Raw genomic sequence first — 24,655 nt, 5'->3', positions numbered from 1 at the left:
CATGGATGCTTCAGCAGACCCCGATTCAAAGGATACCTCGGGTCCCCACGTGACGCCTGAAATCGCGGCCGAGGCCTCGGTCTGGATTGCCCGGCTGCACGGGCCGGATCGTGGGCCAGAGATGGAACGCGAGTGTTTGGCGTGGCAGGCCCGTTCGGCCGCCCATCGATTGGCGTTTGAGCGATGTACCGACGTGTGGGAGTCGGTGCCGGGCGTCCGCTTGGCGGATGCTTTTGCGAGCGCCTCGCGTCGTGCATCCGACGCAGGCGGCGGAGGTGACGCAGGTCCGGGCTCCCAGAGGTCCGCCAGCCGCATCTGGATCCTGGCAACGGCCTTCATCGTCCTTCTTGCCGGGGGGAGTGGCTATTGGCACTTTGTGCGTGGCGGCGAATCCTTTGGTACCCAAGTGGGCGAACAACAGCAACTGATGTTGGTGGATGGCACCCGCATGACCCTGAACACCGATACCCAGGTTCGCGTGGACATGGGGACGTCAAAGCGAACCGTCGAGTTGCAGCGTGGTGAAGCCTTGTTTGAAGTCAGCAAGGACCCGGAGCGGCCCTTTGTGGTGAAGGCTGGTGGCAACGAAGTGGAGGCTATCGGCACGGTGTTCTCGGTGCGCATGCCGGGTGGCAGTGGTCAGGGTTCTCAGGAGTCGGCAGTGACGCTGATCGAGGGCCAGGTGGCAGTGCGACCGCCTGTGGCTAGAGACGTCCGTGGATCTGAGGCCGACAAGGCAGTGTTGATGCAGCCAGGGGAGCGCTTGCGTTGGGTTCCACAGGAACTGGGCGCCAGTCGACCCGTGCGACCGCAGCTGGATCGGCCGAAGTTGGCGACTGTGCTGGCCTGGCGACGCAATGAAGTGGATTTCGAGGATGCGTCCTTGATGGAGGCCACATCAGAGATGAATCGGTACAGCCGCACACCGATTGTCTTGTTGGGGAACGGCACGCTCGGGACGCTTCGAGTCAGTGGTCTGTACCGGACGGGAGATAGTGCGGGCTTTGCCCATGCAGTGGCTGCCTTGCACGGCTTGCGGCTGCGTGAGCAGGGCGGACGTCTGGAGTTGTCGCAGTCTCAGTAGGGCAAGCCCTGGCGGAAACGCACTCGACCAGCTCGTCATCTCGATGTCACCAACCTGGAACTTCGAGAGAGGCACGAGATGTTAGGCAAAGTATTCAGAGGCAGTCGATGGGGCGGCAGCCATTTGTTGGACAGCGCCTTGCTTGCGCTGGCTTTGTGCTGTGGAGCGGCATGTGCCAGCGAAGCTGCTAGTGCTGCAAAGCATCGGATTGATCAGCCGGCGCAACCTTTGGGTGAGTCGCTGCGGGCGATCGCCCGACAGACCGGCGTCTCCATTGTTTTTGATCCTGGCAAGGTCAATGGCCGAACATCGCGCTCGGTATTCGGCCATTTGACGGCAGCAGAGGCTATTGCTCGTGCGCTGGAGGGGTCTGGCCTGACTCCCACTGTGATGAGTGACGGTTCGATCGTGGTTCGCCCCGCACCGACGCCGGGTACTTCAGGGCCGGCCAGTGGGCCGGGCGCTGCGACCGTTCCTACTCTGGAACTTGCGCCTCGCCCTTCGGGCATGGCCGTCGCTGTGGCTGATGCTTCAAGCAGCCGACCCATGATGGCCGTGACGGCCTCGCTCGTGAACTCCGATGCGGCCTCGACTGAAGAGGGCCATGGAACGGTGGCTTCACTCGGTCGGATTGAGGTCACCGGATCTCGCCTCAAGCGCATTGAGGCGGACGGCCCCACGCCTGTCAATGTCTACACGCGCGGCGATATCGACCGCAGCGGTCAGCCCTCGTTGGAGCGCTTTCTCAGCACTTTGAACGAGGCCTCGGTGAGCCCCGGAGAAAGCAGCTTTGTCGCCACGACCGGTCAGGGATCCGTCCAGCTTCGGGGTTTGCCTTTAGGTTCAACCTTGGTGCTCATCAATGGTCGCCGTTTGCAGGCCGTGGGTTCCTCGTCGGCCAATTTCTTCAATCTCAACCTGATCCCCATGGCTGCGGTCGATCGCATCGAAGTCGTTCCCGTAGGCTCATCTGCAGTCTATGGCGGAGATGCGCTGGCGGGTGTGGTCAACGTCATTCTCAAGAAATCCCTCGACGGCTTGGTGCTCGATGCACGCCTTGCCTCAGGGCAGGGCAGTGGGGATGGAAACATTTCCATGGGTGCTGGCACTCGCACGCAGTCCGGCTCCTACATCGTGCTCGGCGCCTACAACAAGGCCTCTCCGCTGACCATGGCCGAGCGGGGTTTCTTTGTGGATGCCGATTACCGGCGCTTCGGCGGTGTCGATGCGCGCACCCGTTCGTGCACCCCGGGCACGGTGAGTAGCAGCACAGGTGCGAATCTTCCAGGGCTGAATTCATCGTTCGCAGCCATCCCGACGATGGCGCCAGGCCAAGCCTTGACCCAGGCCAGCTTCACCGCAAGCGCCGGGCAGGCCAATCTGTGCAATTCCATGGCCAATGGCAAGGGCAGGGCGCTGGTGCACGGCACGGAGAGCCTGTCTTTTCATGCCGCCGGGGACTACCGGCTTAGCGATGACTGGTCGGTGTTCGGTGAGTTGACCCATGCAAAGGACAAGCTGTCGGCGGAAGAAGGCGGTCTGCTTTTGAGCAATGTTCTGGTTCCTGCCACCAATCCGCACAATCCCTTCAGTGTTCCTGTACGTGTGACCGCCCGCCTAGGTCCTGAGAACGGATTCGAGCGGTTGGCTCGTGACACCGATTTCACACGGGCTTTGGTGGGGATGCGCGGTGAGCTGCCGGCTGGATGGGAGCTGGAGGCTTCGTTTTCAAGCACGCGCGACGATGGTCAGCGACGCCTGTCCAACACCACGCCCAATGTGGCAGCCCGCACCGCGGCCTTGGCCGCGTCCAGCGCCGCTGCTGCACTCAATCCCTTCACGGCGGGCAAGGCGGCCAGCGATGAGGTCCTCCAGGCGATTTGGTCGGACTCGATTCGCGACAACCATGGCCGCAAGGACCAGGTCAGTGCTTTTCTGCGTGGCTCGGTGTTGGAGTTGCCCGCCGGGAGCGTGGATCTGATCGCGGGCGCGGAGGCGGCTCGCGATCGGTACCGGACGGTCACGCCGGGGAGCTTTGACATCGCCGCGCGACGCTCTAACAGTGCGGCCTTTGGCGAAATGCATGTACCTCTCTGGCGATCCAGTCCCAGCGAGGGTCCTGCCCGCGAGATGGCGGCGCTCACCATCGCTGCGCGGCGTGACTACTACAGCGACTTCGGCAGCGCAAGCACATACCAAGCTGGCTTGGAGTTCCGGCCGAGTAAGACAACGCTCCTGAGGGCTTCAACCGCCACGTCCTTCAAGCCGCCTACTTTGCTCCAGACCAAGGTAGATGATCTGCGCTACAGCACGGAAGCCTTTGGACTGGTGGATCCGGTACGAGCGAACGCACCCATTGTGGGCGGTGAGGTGTTGCGCACCACCAACCGGGACTTGAATCCCGAAACCGGCCGTGCCTTGGCATTTGGCGCTGTTTGGGAGCCTGAGTCCGCGCAAGGGACCCGTCTCGGTGTGACGGCTTGGCGCGTGAAGATCGATGGGCTGATCTCGCTTTTGTGGCCGCAGGTGGTCTTGGCCAATGAGGCTCGCTTTCCTGGTTTTGTGACGCGTGCGCCAGCGGCTCCTGGTCAGGTAGGTGCTGTTACACAGGTGCTCTATGCCGAGGTCAATTACGGCGGTGTTGACACCTCGGGGCTGGACTTGGAAGCGGCCCATGCCTGGAAGACCGAGGGGAGCAAGTGGACCTTGTCCGCCAGTGCCACGCGTACTCGCGACTACGAGGTGACGCTGGCACCAGGAGCTCCGGCCGAGAACCGTCTGGGACGACGTGCCATCGACTTCTGGTCACCGGCGTGGAAGGGGCGTCTGTTTGCAGGCATGGATCGTGGCGCATGGAACATGGGACTGACCAGCCGCTACTTGGGGCGTTACCGAGATTCTTTGCCCAGCGAGCGCCGGCTCGGAGGCTATTGGCTTCACGACATGGCGGCGACTTTCAAACTGGCACCGCTGGGTCTGAGCTTGGCTTCCGCCAAGGACGCCTCGCTCTCTTTGTCGGTGGCCAATATTGCCAATCGCATGCCGGAGTTTGTCGAATCCTCGCCCTACTACGACTTCACCCAGGGTGATTGGCGCGGCCGCTACCTGAGCCTGCGTTTGTCCATGAGTTGGTAAGCGCCGACCAGGGGTCTGCCGAGTATGGGGGGACATGGGCCCTTGCGGCGATCCGGTCCGCGCCGTGTCCTCGCTGTCCTTTCGTTGCCTCTGCGGTTTCCGCACTTTTCCGCAGGCCCCTGAGCTTTCTTCCTGCGATGACCTAGTGCAGCGCACTTCGTGGCGTCGCCTGGCGCATCTCAGCGCCCGTGCTCAGTGGCTCCCTTGTTGACTGGGCTCGGCCTGGCCTCGTAGGCCGGACGTTGCTTGGCTCATTTCTATTCCTGTTTTTGAACCCGACCGATGAGTCCGGGGGATTCCATGTTGCAAACACTTTTCTCCCATTTGATGCGCGAGGGCTGGACTGGCTTGGATGACGGGCTTTGGTTCTGCCTGTTGATCTTGTGTCTTGTGTTGCCACTTCCAGAGGCCCATGCGGCCATGGGGCCGACGGTGCGAGAGCTGATCGAGTTCACGCGCATCATTCAGCCGATTCAGCATGACGCTGAAACGCTGCAGAGCCAGGTGTCGCCGGATGGCTCACAAGCCTTTGTGGTCACCCGTACGGCTAAGGTGGCCAACGACGTGAATCGGTTCGAGATCTTGCTGCTGGACCTGAACGCCGGGCGCCTGGCCGCCTCGGCACCTGGTGCTGCTGTTCGCGTGTTCTCGGTGGAGTCGCGCAATGATGACGACGATGCGAACCCTTCGTTGCGCGAGGTCCGCTGGCACGGCCATCGAAGTCTTGTGTTTCGGGCCCGCCTGCACGACGAGCCGTTCCAGGTCTATCAACTCGATGTGTTGACCCAGCGCTTGACGCAGTTGACCTACGCGCCCCTGGGGGTCCTGTCCTTTGACGTGTCCGGTGATTCGAGGCGCGTGGTCTATGTGGCCCCGGTGCCCAACCCTGCGATGCCCCCTGGTTCGCGCAGCGTGGTGGTGGGAACCCACTCATTCTGGAGTGTCCATTTTGGGCAGGACAGCTTTCGGACTCAGCAGCGCCGCTATCAGTTCTTTGTGGCGGAATCGGGCTCCCGCATGGCCGCACGGCCAGTCGGTGTGCCCTTCCCGGAGAGCGCCGGTGGCTTCCCATCGGTCAGCATGTCGCCGGACGGGCGGTGGTTGGTCTTGCCCAAGTACGAGCCGGGCCGGCAGCTCGCATGGGCCGCGGACTACCCTCAGATTGCTGAGGCGACTGCGAAGTACGGACCATCGGTGACACTGGATCCGCTGGCCTACTACTCGCGCCCCATGAGCTATGTCTCGCGACGTTTAGTGCTCTACCGCCTCTCCGACGGCCAGGAGCAGCCCATACTCGACGCGCCGGATGATGTCTTGCCGGGCAACCAGACGCGCACGGATCGGCTCTGGCAGGATGGTGGCGTTTCCTTGGTGATCGCTGGTACCTATCTGCCGCTGCAGGATGCTGTGAATGCGCCAATGCCTGCCAAGGCAGCTTCGGCCAGTCCGTCGTCTGGCACGCCTCACTCCAAGCCAAGCCCCGCGTCTCACATCATTGAGTTCTGGCCGGATACAGGGCGCTGGCAGATCATTGCCGCACTCGGGCAGCGTTTGAAGACGGCCTTTTCGATCGCCGGCAAGGCTGGCGCATTCATGGCGATTGATGGTGGGCAGCACCGCCGTTTTGAGCGTGGCGCGGATGGTGTTTGGCAGGAGTTAGAAGCCGCTGTAGGCCCGGACCCAAGTGCGCCAGGTTCAGGCCCGGCCTGGCGCCTGAAAGTCGCTCAATCCCTGAACCAACCGCCTGACATCGTCGCCCAGGGCCCTGATGGCGCCGAGGTGCGCCTGACTCAGCTGAATCCGCAATATCGTGCTTCCCAGTGGGGCACGATGCGTGAATACGATTGGAAGGACGTGGCGGGGCGCCAATGGCGTGGGGGCTTGATGGTGCCTGCGGACTTCAAGGCGGGTATGCGCTATCCCCTGGTGATTCAGCCCTATGGCTTCTCGCCCAACCGCTTCTATCGCGATGGCTCCAACGACTACGACGGATTCACCAGCGGCTTTGCCGGTCGAGCTTTTCTGCGTGAAGGCATTCTGGTGTTGGCCTTCCCCTGGCGAGCCAGCAGCGGTGCGCCGACTGACGAACCTGGAGCGCGCCAATCTTTCCAAGATGGGGTGAGGGCGGCCATCGATGCGCTGGTGAAGGACGGTTCGGTGGATCGGGAGCGCATCGGCATCTTGGGATGGAGTGCCACGGGCGAGCGGGTGCTGAACTTGCTGACCTTCACAGACACACCGATCCGAGCAGCCACCTTGTTGGATGGTGATGCCAACACCCTGTATTCCATGACGATCACCTATGCGGTGATGGATGGCATCCAGGCTCGCAAGGAACGAACCAACGGGGGCGGTCCTTTTGGAGAGTCGCGCACGCGTTGGATTCGCAACGACCCCTCGCTGTACACCGACTGCATTCGAGCGGCGCTGCGCATCGAGACCTATGGGCCTGAGGCTCACAACAACTGGGACATCTACGCACTCTTGCGCAGGCAGTATCGGCCCGTTGAGCTGCTCATGATTCCTGGTGGTGCACATGCACTGGCGAGGCCCAGCGAACGCATGATTTCGCTGCAAGGCAATGTCGACTGGTATCGCTTCTGGTTGAAGGGCGAGCAGCGCGAGGAGTTGATCGTGCCTGGGGAAACGACTGCCAGCTTGAAGGAACAGTATCAGCGCTGGCAGCAGATGGAAACTCTGAAGCAGGCCGTGGACAGGCAGCCCGCATGTGTGCGTGCGCTGGATCAAAACTGAGTTGGACTACCTCAAGTAGGCGAGATGAATTACGACCTGCGACCGGAACTCGCAAGTATTGACGAGTGTTCATTGTCCGGCCCCGGTCTGCTGGGCCCGCCACATCTTGGCGTAGATGCCTCCGCCTGCAAGCAGGTCCGCATGCTTACCTTGCTCAACGATTCGGCCGTCAGCCATGACGGCGATCTGGTCGAGGTCTTGAAGCACCGAGAGTCGGTGGGCGATGGTGATGGAGGTTCGACCCGCGGTGACTCTGCGTTGGTCAATCAGGATCTGGCGCTCGGTGTTGGCATCGAGCATCGAGGTTGCTTCATCGAAGACAAAGATCTGCGGACTCTTCAGGATGGCGCGGGCCATGGCGACTCGCTGGCGCTCACCGCCCGAGAGCCTTTGGCCACGCTCGCCAACCCGAGTCTCGAAGGCCTGTGGCATGGACGTGATGAGGCCATGCATTCCTGCGAGGCATGCGGCTTCCTGGACGTCCTGGATCGTCGCACCTTCCCTGCCAATGGCGATGTTGTCAGCGATGGTGGCATCGAACAGAACGACATCTTGTGGCACCACGGCGATCATGCTTCGCAGCGTGCTCAGCGGCAGGGTGTGGATGGGAACATCGTCGAAGAAGACCTGGCCAGCTTGGGGTATGTAGAGCCGAAGCAGGACTCGCACCAGTGAGGACTTGCCGCCTCCGCTTTCGCCGACGATGCCGATCGAGCTTCCTGCGGGGATGTCCAGGTTCAAGCCATCGAGCACAAGGCGCTGCTCATCGAAAGCCATGTGAATGTCGGAGAAGCGGATGTGTGGCGCTTTGCCAATGGGCTGGGATGTCGCCATGCTGCCGGCCCTGGGTCTGGGATCGCTTGCTTCGCTCTCGGACTGCGTCCTCCGCTGGTCGGCTGATTCATCCTCTCGTGCTTGCTGAAATACCTCCATGATCGGCCGGATGAAAGCAAGGCTCTGCAGCGAGTCACGTAGGGCTGAGCTCATCATTTCCAGCAGGCGTATGAGTTGGACCATGTAGAGGTTTGCCAAGAAAAACCCGCCAATGCTCAACTCACCCGAAGTTAGTGCGCGGGAAGCGAGTAGCAGCGATGCGGCCATCGCCAAGCCGAAGGCTGCTGTGGTCAGCAGGGCCTGGCTGAGTCGTCGCCCCTGCAGCCTCGACCAGGCGCGCTCAAGCTCCTGTGTGGCTCGGATGAATTTTCCTTGCGCCCACGTCTCGGCACCAAAGCACTTGAGGGGTTCACAGTTGCTCAGGCTGTCGCTCATGAGTCCGTGCGCATGAAAGTTGGCGCGAGAGACGAACCCTGCCGCAACTTTGATCCGGGAGGACCAGATCAGGACCAGGCTCAGGTAGGCGAATGCAGTGGTGGCGAAGATGCCACTCAATGCGGGCTGGCCCAGGGTCAAGAGCACAGCGCTGGCAGCGAGAGCCTCCGCCAAGATCGGGACTGCGCTGCCGGCCAGATTGAACAGAATGACTTGGTAAGCGGAGACGGCCTGCTGCAGGATCTGGACCTTGGCATCGCCTTGCGCATGCAAATGCGCGGACAGGGGCAATGCCAAGACGTGCCGGAAGAAGCGCTGTCGTAGGTGCGCGTACAAGCCTTGCTCTGCGGAGCTGAGCATCCAGGGGCGCAGATCGGTGCACAGACGCGCCCCACACAGACACAGCAAGTAGGCCAGGCTGAACCCGAGCAATTGGTTGGCTGCAGGAGTCTGATCCGCCGGGACACTCTGGGCTGTGGCCCCATCGATCATGCCTTTGAGCGCAAGCGGTGCCACGCCAGCTAGCAGACCGCCAGCGACGGCCAGAAAGTTGGCCGCCAACAAGGGGAATATTTGCGACCGACTGCAGCCCGTGAACAGGAGCCGGAGCGCTAGACAAAGCTCAGTCAGCGCATTCTTGAATGGTTGCATGCCGTCCTGGCGCGGCGCCTCTGTCCTTGCTCCATTGCCACCGTCGACTCCGTCGTTGGCCCTCCTGTTCCTCATGAGGTGGTCCCCAGTTCTGCCGTGGACGCCTGCTACGGCCGACTAGGGCTGCCAGCGGCTGAGCCAGGCCTCCACCGCAACCAAGGCATGGATCTGTGAGCTTGACGCGGATTGGGTGCTCGGACGGTCGAACAGTTGGGCCTGCAGACGACTCCGATCGATTAAGCCTCGGCGGCAGAGCTCTCCGTCTAGCAAGAGCTCACGCACCGTGCTGATATTGGCGTTCAGCACGGCTTTGATGTGTTCTTCCATCCCCCCCTTGGAACGACGTCTGATGATGGGGGCGGGGAGGTCGTTCTCAAACGCCCGTCGTGCCAATGCTCGGCCCTGTCCTCCTCGTGTCAGCAGATGGCTGGGCAGGCGTAGGCACAGTTCCACCAAGGGCTGAGAGAGCAGTGGGTTGACGAGTTCCGGGGCTGCTTCTTGCTCGAAAGGGTCGTAGTAGCCAATGGGCTGCATGAGGGCCGTGGCTTGAGTGAACTTGCCAATCGGCAGACGCTGGGCCTCATCTTGGGCCGGATGGCTGAAGAGCTCCATGTCCATGCCTTGGGCCGAGGACTCTGTGCTGAACGCCGTCGCCGGCCCCGATGTGGCTCTCAGGGCGGGGTCGGGTGTCAAGCGTTCCCTCAGCGCAAACCGTGCGGCCCGCCAGACCGATGTGCGCCCGAGGCGTGCCGCGTCCAAGGCTGCGCTTGCAAAGCCTGAGTCCAGGCCTCGGGTGGCTAGGTAGTCGGCCGCCGGCCACCACGACGAAATTTCGAAGAACAGCGCATCGCCACCTGCGCCGGTGAAGAGGGCCGGCGCAGCGTGAGCCGCAGCCAGGCGCGCATCGGTGCGCGAGTTCATCCAGCCGAGGTAGTGCACTGGATCCGGCATGCGTGCCGTCTGCAGCACGCGCTCCAACTGGAATCCAGGTTCACGCTCTCGTTCCAGCAGATCTCGGCCGGCACGCGATGCTGCCAGGCGCGCGTAGTGGCGTTCGTCGCTGTTGGAGCCAGGCGAGTGGTAGTTGAGACAGATCACATCGGCGGGCGAGCTGCCCGCGGCCAGACAGCTGAGCATGATGGAGGAGTCGACACCGCCTGACAATCGCAGCAGCAAGATGTCATAGCTGCCTGCCCAGGCCTGGACACAGCTTCGCACGGTGTGTCTCAGCAAGCTCGCCGCGTCCTCGAATGGCAGATACAAGGGTGAACGAGCGAAATGGACCGCGTCCCAAAGCAGGGTCGGCCGACCCTCCTTCAGGTCGAGCCTCTCGCCTGGCAGGACCTGTTGTACGCCATCCAGGGCGGTCCCCTTTCCAATCTGGGGGCCATGCAGCAGCTGCGCTCTGAGGGCATTCCAGTTCACGCGGGGCAGCTCTTGGGCGTCCAGCACTTGAAGCGCATCCTCCAGCCATGAGAAAACAACTGTCACTCCGTGCCGCTGCAGATGGAAGCAGGGCAGGGTGCCGCTTGGGTCGCGCAGCACGCAGTGGGCCCCACCCTTGTCGGTGAAGAAAGCGATGTAGCGTCCCCAGAACTGCTGCTGCAGCGCTAGTCCCCCGCTGTTCAGGATCTCAGTGCTGGATGTCTGGTCGAAGTCGCCTTCCTTTGCTCGCGGATGGAGTGCTTGTTCCAGGCTCTGCCGTTGAAACAGTTTGCCCAGGATGACGCCGCGGTGGTCGTGCAGCAGGTGGGAATCGTTGATTCCCGTTTTTTCCCCTCGCGTGTAGACCTGCATGCCGGGGCGGCTCAGCACCTGCCGCCAGACTTGGATTTGTCGAGTCTGGGATCCCAGCTCATTGGCGGCAGCACTCGGGTCGGCCAGGTTGGAGTCCCAGACAAAAGCAAGATAGCGAAACATGGCGTCAGGTGCTCCGGCCTACACGACGAGGATGGGGCAAAACTGGCGAACGCGCTCATGCTGGTCGTTCAAGACCATGTCGCCACGCTGAACCCAGGAATGGGCGGCAAAGGGATTTGACTTGACGCCAATCACCCATTGCGCTGAAAGGCCTTCAGTGGCCAGGAAGCCCAGGAGGGACAGGGAGTCATGAAGGCACTGCTGCTGCGTGCTGAAGAAGAAGGGGCGAAGCGCGGTATATGCGGCACATGCACTCTGGATGGCCTCTATCGACTCAGCGCCGGGGCCTCGTAGTCTTTGCTTGCGCGAAATGCGCGCGCAGACGATGGCCCACAAGGATCGATGGCGGAGACACCAGCTCGCACTTGCTGAACTTGTTAAGAAAGCAAAGGTACGCCGGGCACTGATCCGCGCAGTCGTCCCATCATGATCCAGTTCCTGCAACGCAGTTGGCAGTGCTGTTTCAGGGGCTTGTTCCGGGGCCGCTTCAGAGGCAGGCCGTATCAGGAGCTCCAAGGCAACGAGTTGTTGCACCGTCTTGTGATTGGGTAGCGGGGTGTCCGTGTTGTGTGGCTGGGCGTCAAAGGCTGGCCAGCCCTTGATCAACTTGCTCAGCGGCAGAGCTTCCCGCTTGCTGATGGCCAAATAGCGGTTTCGGCGCAAGTCGAGCAAGACCACGCAGCTTTCGCAGGCGCAAGCCCTTACATGGTGGGCCAGTTCCAGTTCCAGTTGCGGCTTCGAGTGCGCATCTTGCATGGCGTTCTCCGAGTCCAGGTCCTTGGTTTGGCGTGAAAAGCATCCGGAGGTCGGCTCTTTGGTGGGTCTTGGCGGTCGCCTCCGTAGTGGACGATCGCCGTTTACTTAGACTTGGCGCGGCTGCGTTACGTCACGACACGCCGCCTCAGGGTTTTTGCATGGCAAGCTGAGTTTGGGATTTCACGCTGTGGGAGTGGATGCTTTTGGGGTCAGTCCTAGGCGCCGTTGTTTACGGAGCCCAGGACTTTCTCTCAAGCTAGGCAGCGCGCTCCGTTGTGGCGCGTGCCAGGCTCATTCAGGGCTCGCGGCGACCCGGGATCACCGGGTTTTCCTCGGCATATTCCAGGGCTGGGAAGCCCAGGGTCAGTTCCTTGGCATCACCCAGTTCGATGACCGGGGTTTGCTGCTCCAGTTGCGATTTCTCGTCCATGACAGACTCCTTCAAGTTGAGGTTGAGACCCAGTGCCTGAGGCCTTCTTGACCTCAGGCAACTTGAAGTTAGCTCCGGCTGTCGGCTGTGTCGATGTCAAAGGGACGATGCCGGTCTGTGTTCGGCGGCCGTGATCGAGGCGAGCCCATGGCTACAGCTACTTGGAATCTGCATCTTGGGCGGTCGGGCAGCGATGCTCTACTTGTTCGGCAGTCAGGGTGATCAGTTGGGCTCAGGCCATTGCTTGCGGTATTCCGAACGTTTTTCACGTTACTTGAGGGGTTACATTGAGGGAAATGGCCTTGAAATCGTCATTGTTCAATGGGGCCTGCCAATTCCCTCAGTCCTACTCCCGATCCAACGTCTCAAGTGTGGAGCTTGTGTTGGCAGGCGGCTGTTGGCCGTGACTTCCTGTTTAGCCCGTCGCTCGCTCGACGGATCCGAGCCAGGCTGCTTGATGCGCATCAGCGGACTGGGCGGGTCCTGATCGACTACCTGATCCTGCCTTCCGAGATCCATGCCGTGTCTCAGATCTCTGCCGATGATTCGGTGGGCAGTGTGGCCCGGGCGGTTGGCAACGTGGTGTCGCGATGGGTTCGTGAGGCGCAACCCGTGCGCAGCCCGGTTCTGGCTGGCCCCTACCGGGCCCAGCGCATCGATTCGATCTCGAAGTTGCGAGACGAGTTGCGCATGCTGGCATGGCGCTCGGTCGCGGTGGGGGCTTGCAAGACACCGACCCACCACCCTTACGGGGGACTTCGGATCGCCTTGGGGCTGACGCCAGCCATAGGTTTCGATGCCCGTCCCATGTTGCGGCACTTCGGCGATTCGGTTCCTGTATCTCGCGATACTCTGCGCCGCTGGATCTCGAGGCGACCCACACAACAGGAGCGATGCGCTTGGGAGCTCACTCGTGGCTTGGTCCTGGCGACAGGCACTGTCGGACCTAGGCCCGCGATGGCCCGGCTGGTGGATAGTGCTGCGGCCAGCCTTGTGGCTGCGGGCGGGGGGTACGGCATTGATGCCGCGCTCGAGGTCCTTGCGCTTTGGGTGAGCGTGCGTCTGAATGCCAACAATCCGCCTGATCTGTATGCGAGCTCCAGTCATTTGGCCGCAAGGGGCCGCGCCTTGGTGGCCTGCCTGGCTCGGGCTCATCGACTCTGTTCGGCAGCCTCCGTGGCGAGATATTTCCACCGCGCCAAAGCTACGCTGTGCGAGCAGATGGCGGCATGCCGTCGACATCCCCTCGATCGGTTGACGCTTGCGATCCCCCTGCGTCGCATCCTGGACGAGGCGGCGTTGTTGCGAGTATCCGGGGTGGGGCGCCTGCCCGTTTGCGGCAAGCGTGTGCACCACCCTGCGAAGCCTGACCCGACCGCTCATGACGCCTGAGCGCTCCGGCGCTTGATCGTCAAACGATGGCCCGTAGCGCGCTTGTCTTTGGCATCCGTTGCGGCGACTTTCATTGGACTGCCGGTCACAGCTCCGGGTGGGGCTTGATTCCGCGTGGATGCAAGGTGGTCTGCATGCCGGGCCTGCGACACAGCAGGCCTGGTAAGCGTCCATTGCTCAACCTCGGTCTGCCGCCATGCAACGGCACGCTTGCTGAGTTGAACTTGCCCTGGGAACTGACGCTCGGCGATCAAGCTATAGATCGTGGATCTGCACAAGCCGGTCATCTGCATGACGGTGGGCAAACGAACCAGTTTCGGCTGTGCCGAAATGATCTCGGTTTGGGTGCTGAGCAATGTGGGCTGCATGGCATACCTCCTTGGGTGGTGTTCCATGGAATCTAGTGGGCTGCGCCGGCCTGACCTGCGGTGACTTTCCGGAAAAAATGCGCCCCTTTCAGCTTCGGGCACGTGCCCCTTAGCTCACTTTGTGGTGTTTGTCAGGACCAGGCGATATCCGGCCCCAATGCATGAGGCGGTTCCAGTAAAGGCGCGACCTACCCATGTCCAGGGATCGCAGGCCCGCTTCCTTCGCGCTGCGCGCTAACGAGCCCGCTTAGCGAACAGCCTGCGGCCCCGTCCGCCACGCTTCGCTTCTCGTCCATGGCCTTGGGCAGATCGCCACCCTATCCATTCGCCACGCCCGAAGCCGGCCGCGCCAAATGCCAAGGTGCTCGATGCGGCTCGAAGTCCGCGCCAGTCGCTGCGCTTGTTGGCACATCCTTCGCAGGGGCGCCGCATCTCGAAACGCCGGTCGACTTCGCCAAACTACGCCGCCCGCGGAAATGTCTGCCTACGCGCTGTGCTGCCCGTCGCGCTCCCCCCACGCGCCCCCATCCGTGGGTGAGGGGGACTTGTGGGGGGATCTTTGATGCGGCGGGCCCAGACAGGTGCTCGCTGCTTCGGCTGCTGTGAACCCCACCCATCCCCCACCCCTTCCCGTGAGGGAAGGGGTCATGCCCACCCCCCGCCCGCCCGTGGGCGGGAGCGAGGAGTCCGAGCAAGAGGATCAGCAAAGAGGCAGCCATTCCGGCCTTGCCGGTTGATCACTCTTCAAGGAGAACGTTATGGCTTCCGTTCGAGTGGAGCAACGCAATGCTCATTTGGCCGCCCCCGTCCGGCTGGACTTCGTCAATCGTCGAGATGGCAAGTTGGCCCGGGCTGTGCTGACTGCCATCAGTAACACCCGCCATGGCAGCGGAGATGAGCGCAAAGAGGAATGCACGGCTGTGCAGTGGACCCTGTGGGGCAAGCAGGCTGAACATGCTGCCGAATACCTGGGCAAGGGTTCGCATGTGAATGTGGTGGGCCGGCTGCGTAACAACAACTATCACGACGATGCCGGCGCCGATGTGTACGCGATGGCCTTCACTTGTGAGGAAATCGATTACCTCGACACCCGTGCGTCAGCCCAAGCGCGCCAGGTCCGTGCGCAGGAAGGCGAGGGCTGGGGTGAGTCCAGTATGGATGCACCGGCGCAACAACGCCGCCGCAATGCAAACAAGGGCAGTGCCTCACGCAAGCCCAAGCAGGGTTGATGGCTGTCGGCCTACACAAGCCAGGGCGAGGCGGACGCCTCGCCCACCCTCTTCGATTCATGGATTCAGTCAACCCATTTGGGCAAGCACACATCATCAAGGAGACCAACATGCAAACAGTGTCTGCATTGGCCACAAGATTTGGCCGCAAGAGCACGGTCTATCGCAGTGATTTTCCATTGGCGGAAGATCAGATGCGAGCCACGGCGCCTTCCATCTTTGCCGTTGGCAAGCATGACAGCCGCTCTGAACGGTACACCTACATTCCGACAATTGAAGTACTTCGCGCCTTGCGCCATGAGGGGTTTGAGCCGTTCATGGTGGCACAGAGTGCCAGCCGAACGGCCGGCAAGAGTGAGTTCACCAAGCACATGATCCGCATGCGTCATGCCGAACAGGCGCAGGCCAAGTCGGAAGCGCACGAGATCATTTTGATCAACAGCCACGACGGTGCCAGCTCCTATCAAATGTTGGCGGGAATGTTCCGCTTCGTCTGCTGCAACGGGCTGGTGGTCGGCGACATCGCCAACGACATCCGCATCCCGCACAAAGGCCGAATCCAAGATCAGGTGATTGACGGTGCCTTCCGAGTTCTGCAGGACTTCGAGCTGGTCGAGTCCTCCACCGAAGAAATGAAGGCGCTGCCGCTGTGCCACGAGGAGCAGCACGCTTTTGCGGAAGCTGCTTTGACGCTGCGTTATGGCGGAGATGAGCTTGAGTTTCCGACAGAGGGTGCGTTGCCTGCAGTGCACGTCGCACCGATCACGGCTTCTCAACTTCTGCAAGCGCGGCGGCGAGAAGACGAGGAGGGTAGCCTGTGGATGACCTTCCAACGCACGCAGGAACATCTGCTGCAAGGTGGTCTTCCCGGGCGCAGTGCGCAAGGCCGCCATGTCCGAACTCGTGCAGTGGGTAGCATCGACCGCAACGTCAGCCTGAACCGTGCTCTCTGGGTGTTGGCCGAGGAGATGCGCAAGCTGAAGCATTGATGCGCTGACATACCCTGAACGTAGGCCCGGCGGCTCTCACGCTACCGGGCCCATGGCCATGTCGCCAGCAAGCCGGTGATGGCTCCCGCAGCCCCTGCCACCAGACAGCCAGCCAGTGCGGGCAAGCGGCCTGCGTGGCGCTGGTGCACGCCTGTCTGTCTCTCTATGGTTTTTCTGATGTGCTGCAGCGCCCGGTCAACTTCAGCCTTGAAGGCTTCGCTGATTGCCTTGTTCATCGCCCCCGTTTGTGATTCCATCGCTTGCACGGCGTGGGCTTCCACCAGAGCTAGAAGTTGCTTCAAGGCGTGCACCTTGACCTTGTCGCCCAAAGCGTTGATCTGGGTCTCGAAATCAGAGAGTTGATCAGCCAGCTGCGCGCTCGCCTCGACCTGCTGCCGGGTCACTTCTGAAATCGCCGGTAGTAGCGTGTCGACCCTGTCGAGCAACTGGCCAAGTTCGCCGATCGCTTCGGCAATCAAAGCTTCGCGAGAGCTTTGCGGCGACTTCATCGTGGCGGGGTGCTCAGCCAAGTCAACCTTGTTTGGAGGGGACCAGCTCACGCAGGTTCAGTGCATGGAAGCAAGCATCGAGCTTGGGCAGCACGCCTCGGGCCAGGCGCTGCGTGGCCAGGCCTTGCGCATGAGCAAGCCGCGATTCGTTGTCTGCGCTGTTCTTGATGAGCGCTTTGTAGTCGGTCGAATCGGAGGCAACAGCGACCAGGTCAACGTCAGGGCCGTTCAGACGCCCATAAATCTCGTTGAAGCCAAGTTGACAAGCCAAGGAAACCCGCGCCATGGGCGACTGCTGCAGGAAGGCTAGCAGGGGCTCGAACTGCCGTTCTAGCTCGCTGTCGTCCTCGACCATATTGAAGATCACACGGACCTTGCCCGGGGGAATCCCCAGGCGAGAGAGCTCAACCAGGGTCGCTATGGTGTCGCGCTGCTGCTTGCCGGCCGGGACAGCGGGGACGATGAAGATGTCAAAGTCTTCGTGGCTCCCTTGGTAGCGCCTCATCAGGGTCAGCAGGTCCTCGATGTTGCTCGCACCTATGTCGACGACCACATCGTCCACGATTTGAAGGAATTCCTGCAGCTCGGCGAACTGCCGCCCACGGATGACGTGGTCCAGCTCTTCGCCTGCGTTGATGCTTTCGATGGAAATGAGTTTGGCACCAGGCAATCGGGGTGCAAGCAAGTGCCGAGCGATCGTGGACTTACCGACATTGCCTGAGAAACTGAGAACAGCAATTTTCATTTCGCAATCCTCTCTTGCATCAGGGGATTGGTGATCCGGTTCCTCATGAAGTCTTCGGCAACCTCTTTGCCACTTCGGGCATCACCCGAGTCGCGGTGTTGAAGCGACTGCATGCGCGCTTGACTAGACTGAGCAGGGCCGGGCGCCTCGTGCGGTGCAAGCTGCACACTGTTCGGCGGATTTGGTGTCCGGCCCGCATTGCTCGGAGCGTAGGTGCATCCAATGTTGACTTCACGTCTGACCGTGCTGACGCTCACCGCTACGCCCGCGTCCTTCAATGCCACGCGGATGGCTTCGAAGCTGTACCCCTGTTTTCGCAAACACTTGATTTCGGTACTGAAGGCCAGCGCCTTGCGATTGGCTCGGCCGGGTGGGAGTTTGGGGGCGAGCATCATGGAGCGAAGGACCGCTAGTCAGAATCTTAGTTTTGCCCACTTGGGATACCTTGGCCGCGACGAAACAAGCGTGAAATTCACTGCTGTGCATTCCCTGGTCGCGGAGCGTGTGCTTGCGGTCCGCTTGCGTGTCGGATTCGAAGCGGATGAGTTGCGGTCAAGGTCCGGATTCGTGCGAGTTGTCAGCCGGAATTTGTTCGGATGTGGTTCACTTCTAGGCCTCTCGCCGTCAGGGCGGGGAGTGCTGAGGCCAGCCGGCATTGGGTCTAACGGCAACCGGGCCCTTGTACTTGGCGCAAGCGGACGGTGGTCCTAGCTGAAAAGCTAGCAGATTGAATAGTGCAGGATAGGCTGGCTGCCAGCATTTGGACGCCACTCTGGCCTGCTATGGGCTGGAGTTCTAGAGGATCGGTAGGCTCCGCTCAACTGAGGGGAGTTTGGAAGTCAGGTTGGGGCTGGTTGCGGTCGGTCAGTCTTTGCCAGTGACAGCTGTCTTCGACTCTGGTATCCGGGCCTCCTCGCACCGATGTCGGATGATCGGGGGACGCCCATTGACGCGCGCGCTTACGGTCAAAGCCGAGCTATTCCGCCGGCGTATAGGCTGGCGCCATGCTAAGAGCAGGTCCGCGACGTAGTTGATCGAGTACCGCTCGAAGCCGCGCCAACAGGTCATCGTAGGTGACGATGTCGACGACACCTTTGGAGTCGCGACGCAGCATTTCGAACTCGCGCAGCTGCACATCGGACAGCGTGTTGCTGCGCCCCATGATCACAATCCCCGAGGGGTTGATGATTCTGATCTTGAAGTCTTCTGGCAAGCTGGCGCTCAATAGCTGGGTCAGGTAGTCCTCGCCAGTCGCCCCCCACCGGTTCAAATGCCTCAGGTAATGATTAGCCTGACCCATGGCGCCGACCAAATCGCGCATTGGCAGGTGGTGGTCGCGGTACCGCGTCGGTAGCATGATGGGCTTGCCCAGCGGCTTCTTGATCTCGATGACATCGACATTGCCGGATGCATCGACCAACAAGATGTCTATACGCCGCCAAGTGGAGGCATCGGCATCCCAAAGTCTCACCTCAGTGAATGCCTTGATGTACCTGGGATTCAGCAGCAGGATGATCTCCACAATTTCCAATTGCCACTGTGCCTCCGAAGTTCCAGTCTCGTTGGCCAGCATGGCTTGCAGTCGGTCCAGAGCGAAGGCGTATTTTGCGACGTCGAACTGGCGAAAGGGAGCCTCTATGTCTGGTGGGGTCGCTGTAGTGCGCTTGTCGACATAGGCATTGAGCAGCTCTTCGGCGTCGATCACTGGTTCTGTATATTGGCGAATCACCGTGCTGACACGCGCTTGGACGTAGCGTCGTAGTTCGTGCGGTGTTGGGAGCTGGTTCAGCAGCCGCTCGTACTCGGGGATTGGGATGGCGTCCGGAGCGGGGCCGCCGATGACGATGCGCTCAAGACCGAGGCTTTGTACGATGCCGAGGATGGATACCTTGCGTTCGGCGCTGAACCATTTCCAGTCTGGCCGTGCGTCCCGATGCAGCAGTACCGGCGTTTCAAAACCTAGGATCTGGGGAGTGAACCGGAAGTACTCACCTTCCGCCGTTGCGATGACAAATACCATTCGATGGTCGTCTACCCAGACGGCGTCATCGTCTCCGCTGGCTACATTGGCCGCATCTTTTGACGCGTCCTCTAGCATGTCCTGTGACCTGAGGTGGAACGTGCCTTTCACCAGCAGTTCTTCGCCCCGGTCGAATTTTTTTCGAACCCAATTGGTGTCGTCGCGCGGGCGGTAGATGAGGTGGAGCTCGTTGTCGGAGAGGTTGAATTCAACGGCAGGTTTGGTCATGGTTGATCCTGAAAGAGGTCGCGTCATCGCAGCCTGCCACTGCATTGGCCTTGCGGTCAGCGGGGACTGCCTATGATCAAAGGCGGATGCGCTGAACGGCGTCCGGCTGGCCCGTGCAACGACTCAACGGTTGTTTACAACCGGATGCCCGTCGGCTCTCAGCTCATGCACCAAGCGCCGAGGCGGCCTCCCACATGGCAAGCAGCTCAAGGGCTCCCAGCTGCGTTCGCTTGGGCTGCAACTTCCGCGCAGGCCTGCATGAGGTCTTCGAAGGGCAAGGCGTCCCCTACCATGACTTGGTCTTCGAGCATGCGCGCGTAGTCCGCAGCAAGGGCCTCGCGTGCGGCTCCCTGGGGCACCACGTGCAGGGAACCTGCGACGGCGGCGAAATAGTCGACCGTGTTACCGGCGCCATCCTTCTCGCTGAAGAAATAGGACTTGTGTTCAGCCACGGCTCGAGCGATTTCGCGGTCCCTGAGGCCTGCATCGAAGTGCGCATTCCTTTGCTTGAACTTCAGCGCTGCCTCTTGCGCAAACACCAGACCCACGCCACGCCCCAGCACGATCTTGTGCTCGGCCTGCAGCAAGGCTGCGCCCTGGAGGTTCCAGCGATGCGACCGAGCCTCGCACAGCTTCTGCGGCGGCAATGCCATGTTTCGGTTCTGGCCTTCATCCTGTGACCACCCGGCCACCAGGCGCAAGGCGCCCCCCGAAGTGCAGAGGTAGGACTTTGTCGCCGCCACACTTAACTCCGGCCCGGCATGCAGCGGCCGAAAGTCATCAGCTATGGCCTCGAGCCCGCGACCTTCAGCCGCGCCAGCACAAAGGTGCCGGAGGGTTCGGCCGTACGTGTGGCGGCGAGCAGGTCGGGGCTGCGCTCGGACTGTGAGAAGGCGATGAACACGCAGCCCCCAAAGGTTCAACTGCTTGCCAGAGACCTAACTCATCGATGGTGATAGCGAGGCCCCAAGGGCGCCCAGTTGCACCTCCACCAAGTAGCGCAGGTACGTTGTCGCATGATCTGAATTGCCGCACGCGCACGTCACCAGGAGACGTGGCGCCAGATCGTGCAAACTCAACCCTACACGCCATACAGTTCGGCATCCAGTGTGCTGCAGCTCGACACGGCCTTCGGCATCGCGGGCCTCCCTGACCATCAGCGAGGCAGCCATGTCGTCCTGCCTTGGCTAGGTGTCGAGCTTGGCTAAGATCAATAGTCCACGCCGATACGCAGGCCGATGGAGCGCGGATCGTTGTAATAGCCGCGGACAAAGCCGTTGCCGTCCTGTGCCGAATTTTTGGTCATCTTGTTGGTCGCGTTCAGCACGTACAGCTCGGCATGCCACAGCTTGGGCGCATTCACCCGCAAAGAGAGGTCCACCTTGGCGTGGGCTTTCTGCGCATCGGAGATGTGAGCGTTGTCCAGATTGCGCAAGGTCAGGTACATCTTGTCCTGCCACTTCACATTGATCCAGGGCGTAACCTCATAGCCGTTCTCGAATTCGAAGCTCTGCGAGAAGTTCACCCCGAAGCTGTACTTGGGCGAATTCGGCAGGTGATTGCCGGTGATGTCATAGATCTGACGGCCAGCAAACTCACGCACCGGGCCGCTATACGGAGCTGGGCATTCTGGCGCACCCACATCGGCACGCACACCGCAGTTCCAGCTGTCGCTGTAGGAGGCGTAGTCCTTCATCTTGCTGTTGATGTAGGAGAAGAAGGCACCCATGCGTGCGCCCGCCCACGGCTTGTAATCGACCTCCAACTCCAGACCGGGGATGAGCACCTTGCCCACATTCACGGTCTGGTAGCGGGTGATGATGTCGCAGGTCGGGTTGTCTTCCGGGCAAGGGCCGTCCTGCTTGACACGCGAGGCAAAGAAGTCGCCTGTCACCTGCATGCCCTTGTAGATACTGTAGAAGGCTGTCGCCGAGAGGCTTAGGCGCTTGTTCAAGAGCAGCCCTTTGTAGCCGAACTCGAAATTGGTGACAGTCTCGGGTTGGTAGGGGAAGAAGCTGTATTGCGGACCAGCCGGGCCGTTGACGCAGGTCTTGCCGCCGCAAATGTCATCTTTGTCACCAAACCCACCGGCCTTGTAGCCTGTGGACAAGGAGGTGTAGATCATGTCATTCGGCGTGATCTGCTTGGCCAGGCCCAGGCGATAGGTGAACTTCTTCCAGCTCTCCGAATGGTCGTTGCCGGCTGGTTCGCCCCAATGGCTGTAGGCTCCGATGCCCGCGAACGGGCCCATGGCCTCGGTCAGGTCTTTGCCGTTGTGGGCACGGAAGTGCGCATCGCCTGGCGTGCCTGGGTCGAACAAGTTGTTGTAGTAGGCAGGCGTAGAGCCGTCCCAGCCGCCATACACTTGGCCGCCCTTGTCAGACTTGCTGTCACGGCTGTAGCGGCCTCCCAGGGTTGCTGTCCAACCAGGTGCAAACTTCCAGTCGGCCTGTGCGAAGATCGCCTTGGCGTCAATCTGGCGATCGGGCTGATGGTAGAACTGGCTGGTTGGGAATCCGAAGGGCGAGGTCACCAGCTGTTCTTGCGCATAGTCGATCGCGTTCTTTTCGTGCATCCAGAACAGGCCGGAGACGAGAGACACGGTGTCAAACTTCTGCTTGAGCTGCAATTCGTGCACCGTAGACTTGTAGGTGGAGCCCAGCGTGATCGAGGTTTCATCGCGTACCGGCCAGGTGCCATAGTCCCCATCGTGGCCAACAGGTTGATGTACCGTCACTTGGCTGGCGATGGGGTGATAGCCAGCGTCATCGTCGGCAATCTGCGAGCGCCGCTGATTCGCGAATGCCAGGCCATACTCCACCGTGCTGGTTGGGCTCAGCTTCCAAGTGAGGCCAGATCGAAGCGTGTCGATCTTCATATCGGTCTTGCCCGGTACGTTGATGTTCACATCGAAGGCGCCACCGTTGCAGGCGAAAGCCGTACCAGCGGCCTGCTCGCAATCCTTCAATGCAATCTGGCCTGCGCTCGAGTTCTGGAACTTTTCGTAGGCCAGCACCCACTGCAGCGAGTCGCTCAGCTTCGCGCGCGCCGCCAGGCGCAAGGCCCACTCGTCCCGGTTGTAGTAATACTTGCTCTTGGGTACCTTGACATTGCGGCGCTGATCCACGTCAGGGATGCCGTCCGCGTGAATGCCCTGCTCGGGCAGGTCAACGTCGGCAAAGTCTTGCCTTTGATTGATCCAGCCGTCGCGCTTGACCTTGCTGAAAGTCGCGCGCAGCGCCAACTTGTCATTCACAGCCAGGTTCTGAATCAAGTTAAGTTGCCGCTTGTTGTAGTTTCCAACATCCAACTCTGCACTGCCGTATGTGGAGCCAAAATCCGGCTTGGCAGGAATGATGTTGACACTGCCACCCGTGGAATTGCGACCAAACAAAGTGCCTTGCGGCCCGCGCAGCACTTCCACTTGCTCCAGGTCAAACATCAGGGCCAAGGCGCCTTGGGGGCGCGGCGAATACAGGCCAGCCACATGTAGACCGACGGCAGGATCTCCAATCTCGGTGAAATTGGTCGAGCCTACGCCGCGGATGTTGATCTGCACGCCTGAATCGGTACCTGCCGAAATCTGCAGATTGGGAACGGTGCCAGACAATCCGCGCACATCAGTGATGCCTTCGCGGCTGAGCGCCTCCTGTGTCAGTGCAGTCACGGCCACCGGTGTCTTCAGCAAGCTGGTGGCCGTACGGGTGGCACTGACGATGACCGTGGGCAATTCGTTCTTGTCCTTGGCTTCGGCTTTCGCTTCATCGGCTACTGCCGCTTGTTGGGCCAGTGCAGGCTGGGCCGCCAGGCTCAGCAGGCCTATTGCTGCCGCAATGGCGTTGAACGAGTGGCTGGCGCGTGAATCAAGTCGTGACATGTTGTGCTCCTAAGTTCTCATGTGTCGGTCTTGTGCCGACAGTGCGGTGAAAGTGAAGAGAATTAACTTGCGCTACTGCCCAGACTTGAGCGAAGCGAACAGACGAGACAGTGGTACTGTCTCGTTCCGAATGAGGGGCTGTGCCCAGAAACTGATGCTGAGGATGAAACCCAGGGTCAGGAAGACCAGGGTCATGGCCCAGCGCAGGCCGATGTAATCACCCAGGACACCGGCTATCAGTGGCACCACTGCACCACCCAGGATGCCGGTGCACAAGATGCCCGAAAGGGCTCCGTGATGTTGGGCCGATGAGTTCAGGCCGAGTGAGAAGATCACCGAGAACATCACGGACAAGAAGAAGCCGGACGCTGAGAACGCCATCAGCGACACCTCGGCCGGTCCGAACAATGCCAGCGCCACGCACACAATGGCGAGCACCGAGAACATGGCCAGCACCAGCTTGGAATCCAACAACTTGAGCAGCAGCAGGCCGAGCAAACAGCCCAACGACAACAGGCCCCAGAAGCGGCCCACCGCGTCCGCTGCCGCGCCGGTAGACGAGAAGCCGTGGTAGCTGCTCAGGAATTGGGACATCCAGTTTGCCAGCGTTTGCTCGCTGCCCACATAGGCCACGATGCCGATGAAGTACAGGCGCACATCCCGGCGCGCAATGAGCTCGCGATAGATTGCAATGCCACCCGTACGCTCATCCTCCTTGAGGTCTACGCGTGGGATCGGCAGGAGCTGATTCGTTGCGATCAAGGCCACGAACAAGAACAGGAAGGCCCAGTAGAAACTCACCCAGACCAGCGGTGTCGCGGCGGCATCCGGGCGCCCCATCAGCCACTTGAAAACCTCTGGGCTGACAAAGGAAGCCAAGCCGAAAACTAGCTGGCCCAGCACCGAATAGAAGGCGAAATGTGCTTCCCCGCCGGCTGTGCGCATCAATGGGTTGATCACCACCTGCAGCAGCGCCATGCCAAGGCCGATCACAAACAACCCGCCGATGACAACGCCATAGTCAGGCCTCAGTGCAATCGCCAGCGACCCTAGCAGGTTCAGGACGAAGGCGATCAGCAGCGTGCTGCGCGCGCCACGCGCTTCGACCAACACGCCGCCCGGAATGGAGATCAAGCCATAAGCCAGAAAGAAGGAGAACGGCAGGAAGCCCGCCATGCCCAGGCTGAGTTGGAAGTCTTTGATGATGATGGGCATCAGCGGCCCGATCAGGTTAGTGACAAAGGAGATCACGAACCAGATCAACAGGATGTAAGCAACGATCAGGCTGCGGTGCTTCAT

At 61.0% G+C, this 24,655-nt stretch carries 17 protein-coding genes; 5 read left to right on the top strand and 12 right to left on the bottom strand.

Annotation, left to right across the window (positions count from 1 at the left end; genetic code table 11):
- Position 1: 1 nt before the first annotated feature.
- The 3 genes from ACQY39_RS19050 (at position 2) to ACQY39_RS19040 (ending at position 6,973) form a co-directional block, all read left to right on the top strand.
- On the top strand, positions 2-1,084 hold the full coding sequence (locus ACQY39_RS19050; RefSeq protein ID WP_428508910.1) for a FecR family protein: 1,083 nt from the start codon (positions 2-4) through the stop codon (positions 1,082-1,084).
- A gap of 126 nt (positions 1,085-1,210) precedes the next feature.
- Positions 1,211-4,219, top strand: coding sequence for a TonB-dependent receptor domain-containing protein (locus ACQY39_RS19045; protein ID WP_428508908.1), 3,009 nt, complete (start codon positions 1,211-1,213; stop codon positions 4,217-4,219).
- A gap of 300 nt (positions 4,220-4,519) precedes the next feature.
- Positions 4,520-6,973, top strand: a complete 2,454-nt coding sequence (locus tag ACQY39_RS19040) for an alpha/beta hydrolase family protein (protein WP_428508906.1) — start codon at positions 4,520-4,522, stop codon at positions 6,971-6,973.
- Positions 6,974-7,042: 69 nt separating this feature from the next.
- Here ACQY39_RS19040 and ACQY39_RS19035 read toward each other — a convergent pair whose 3' ends face one another.
- From ACQY39_RS19035 to ACQY39_RS19015, 5 genes are all read right to left on the bottom strand, one after another.
- The gene (locus tag ACQY39_RS19035) at positions 7,043-8,806 is read right to left on the bottom strand and encodes an ATP-binding cassette domain-containing protein (protein ID WP_428508904.1); all 1,764 of its coding nucleotides are present in this window, start codon (positions 8,804-8,806) and stop codon (positions 7,043-7,045) included.
- Between the two features lie 204 nt (positions 8,807-9,010).
- Positions 9,011-10,813: an asparagine synthase-related protein gene (locus ACQY39_RS19030; protein ID WP_428508902.1), complete on the bottom strand. Its 1,803-nt coding sequence runs from the start codon at positions 10,811-10,813 to the stop codon at positions 9,011-9,013.
- An 18-nt stretch (positions 10,814-10,831) separates the two neighbouring features.
- Positions 10,832-11,569, bottom strand: a complete 738-nt coding sequence (locus ACQY39_RS19025) for a lasso peptide biosynthesis B2 protein (RefSeq protein ID WP_428508900.1) — start codon at positions 11,567-11,569, stop codon at positions 10,832-10,834.
- 295 nt (positions 11,570-11,864) lie between these two features.
- Complete coding sequence (locus ACQY39_RS19020) at positions 11,865-11,999, bottom strand: rubrivinodin family lasso peptide (protein WP_263568936.1); 135 nt, start codon at positions 11,997-11,999, stop codon at positions 11,865-11,867.
- Positions 12,000-13,378: 1,379 nt separating this feature from the next.
- Positions 13,379-13,759, bottom strand: a complete 381-nt coding sequence (locus ACQY39_RS19015; protein ID WP_428508897.1) for an AlpA family transcriptional regulator — start codon at positions 13,757-13,759, stop codon at positions 13,379-13,381.
- A 758-nt stretch (positions 13,760-14,517) separates the two neighbouring features.
- On the opposite strand from ACQY39_RS19015, the gene ACQY39_RS19010 reads away from it, so the two are divergent.
- Positions 14,518-14,988, top strand: a complete 471-nt coding sequence (locus tag ACQY39_RS19010) for a single-stranded DNA-binding protein (protein ID WP_428508895.1) — start codon at positions 14,518-14,520, stop codon at positions 14,986-14,988.
- A gap of 110 nt (positions 14,989-15,098) precedes the next feature.
- Positions 15,099-15,977: a DUF932 domain-containing protein gene (locus tag ACQY39_RS19005; protein ID WP_263568939.1), complete on the top strand. Its 879-nt coding sequence runs from the start codon at positions 15,099-15,101 to the stop codon at positions 15,975-15,977.
- 41 nt (positions 15,978-16,018) lie between these two features.
- Here the strand turns inward: ACQY39_RS19005 and ACQY39_RS19000 are convergent, their stop codons facing one another.
- The 7 genes from ACQY39_RS19000 to ACQY39_RS18970 form a co-directional block, all read right to left on the bottom strand.
- A complete protein-coding gene (locus ACQY39_RS19000; RefSeq protein WP_263568940.1) occupies positions 16,019-16,486 on the bottom strand; it encodes a hypothetical protein in 468 nt (155 codons plus the stop codon).
- Positions 16,487-16,508: 22 nt separating this feature from the next.
- Entirely contained in the window at positions 16,509-17,231 is a 723-nt protein-coding gene (gene stbB / locus ACQY39_RS18995; RefSeq protein ID WP_263568941.1) for a StbB family protein, read from the bottom strand.
- Entirely contained in the window at positions 17,228-17,626 is a 399-nt protein-coding gene (locus tag ACQY39_RS18990) for a hypothetical protein (RefSeq protein WP_428508893.1), read from the bottom strand. The genes stbB and ACQY39_RS18990 overlap by 4 nt, the downstream gene beginning before the upstream one ends.
- A gap of 581 nt (positions 17,627-18,207) precedes the next feature.
- On the bottom strand, positions 18,208-19,479 hold the full coding sequence (locus ACQY39_RS18985; RefSeq protein ID WP_428508891.1) for a Shedu immune nuclease family protein: 1,272 nt from the start codon (positions 19,477-19,479) through the stop codon (positions 18,208-18,210).
- A gap of 206 nt (positions 19,480-19,685) precedes the next feature.
- Complete coding sequence (locus ACQY39_RS18980) at positions 19,686-20,132, bottom strand: hypothetical protein (RefSeq protein WP_428508889.1); 447 nt, start codon at positions 20,130-20,132, stop codon at positions 19,686-19,688.
- A 557-nt stretch (positions 20,133-20,689) separates the two neighbouring features.
- The gene (locus ACQY39_RS18975; RefSeq protein ID WP_428508887.1) at positions 20,690-23,356 is read right to left on the bottom strand and encodes a TonB-dependent receptor; all 2,667 of its coding nucleotides are present in this window, start codon (positions 23,354-23,356) and stop codon (positions 20,690-20,692) included.
- A 72-nt stretch (positions 23,357-23,428) separates the two neighbouring features.
- Positions 23,429-24,655, bottom strand: a complete 1,227-nt coding sequence (locus tag ACQY39_RS18970) for an MFS transporter (RefSeq protein WP_428508885.1) — start codon at positions 24,653-24,655, stop codon at positions 23,429-23,431.

The sequence above is a fragment of the Roseateles sp. genome, assembly GCF_965262435.1.
Lineage (GTDB): Bacteria > Pseudomonadota > Gammaproteobacteria > Burkholderiales > Burkholderiaceae_C > Paucibacter_A.
The sequence above is the reverse complement of the archived record's forward strand: the minus strand, read 5'-3'. Positions and strand labels throughout refer to the sequence as shown.

Coding starts and splice junctions, on each gene's coding strand:
- ACQY39_RS19050 (WP_428508910.1), top strand. CDS start 2: ATGGATGCTTCAGCAGACCCCGATTCAAAGGATACCTCGGGTCCCCAC.
- ACQY39_RS19040 (WP_428508906.1), top strand. CDS start 4,520: ATGTTGCAAACACTTTTCTCCCATTTGATGCGCGAGGGCTGGACTGGC.
- ACQY39_RS19030 (WP_428508902.1), bottom strand. CDS start 10,813: ATGTTTCGCTATCTTGCTTTTGTCTGGGACTCCAACCTGGCCGACCCG.
- ACQY39_RS19025 (WP_428508900.1), bottom strand. CDS start 11,569: ATGCAAGATGCGCACTCGAAGCCGCAACTGGAACTGGAACTGGCCCAC.
- ACQY39_RS19020 (WP_263568936.1), bottom strand. CDS start 11,999: ATGGACGAGAAATCGCAACTGGAGCAGCAAACCCCGGTCATCGAACTG.
- ACQY39_RS19015 (WP_428508897.1), bottom strand. CDS start 13,759: ATGCAGCCCACATTGCTCAGCACCCAAACCGAGATCATTTCGGCACAG.
- ACQY39_RS19010 (WP_428508895.1), top strand. CDS start 14,518: ATGGCTTCCGTTCGAGTGGAGCAACGCAATGCTCATTTGGCCGCCCCC.
- ACQY39_RS19005 (WP_263568939.1), top strand. CDS start 15,099: ATGCAAACAGTGTCTGCATTGGCCACAAGATTTGGCCGCAAGAGCACG.
- ACQY39_RS19000 (WP_263568940.1), bottom strand. CDS start 16,486: ATGAAGTCGCCGCAAAGCTCTCGCGAAGCTTTGATTGCCGAAGCGATC.
- stbB (WP_263568941.1), bottom strand. CDS start 17,231: ATGAAAATTGCTGTTCTCAGTTTCTCAGGCAATGTCGGTAAGTCCACG.
- ACQY39_RS18990 (WP_428508893.1), bottom strand. CDS start 17,626: ATGATGCTCGCCCCCAAACTCCCACCCGGCCGAGCCAATCGCAAGGCG.
- ACQY39_RS18985 (WP_428508891.1), bottom strand. CDS start 19,479: ATGACCAAACCTGCCGTTGAATTCAACCTCTCCGACAACGAGCTCCAC.
- ACQY39_RS18980 (WP_428508889.1), bottom strand. CDS start 20,132: ATGGCATTGCCGCCGCAGAAGCTGTGCGAGGCTCGGTCGCATCGCTGG.
- ACQY39_RS18975 (WP_428508887.1), bottom strand. CDS start 23,356: ATGTCACGACTTGATTCACGCGCCAGCCACTCGTTCAACGCCATTGCG.
- ACQY39_RS18970 (WP_428508885.1), bottom strand. CDS start 24,655: ATGAAGCACCGCAGCCTGATCGTTGCTTACATCCTGTTGATCTGGTTC.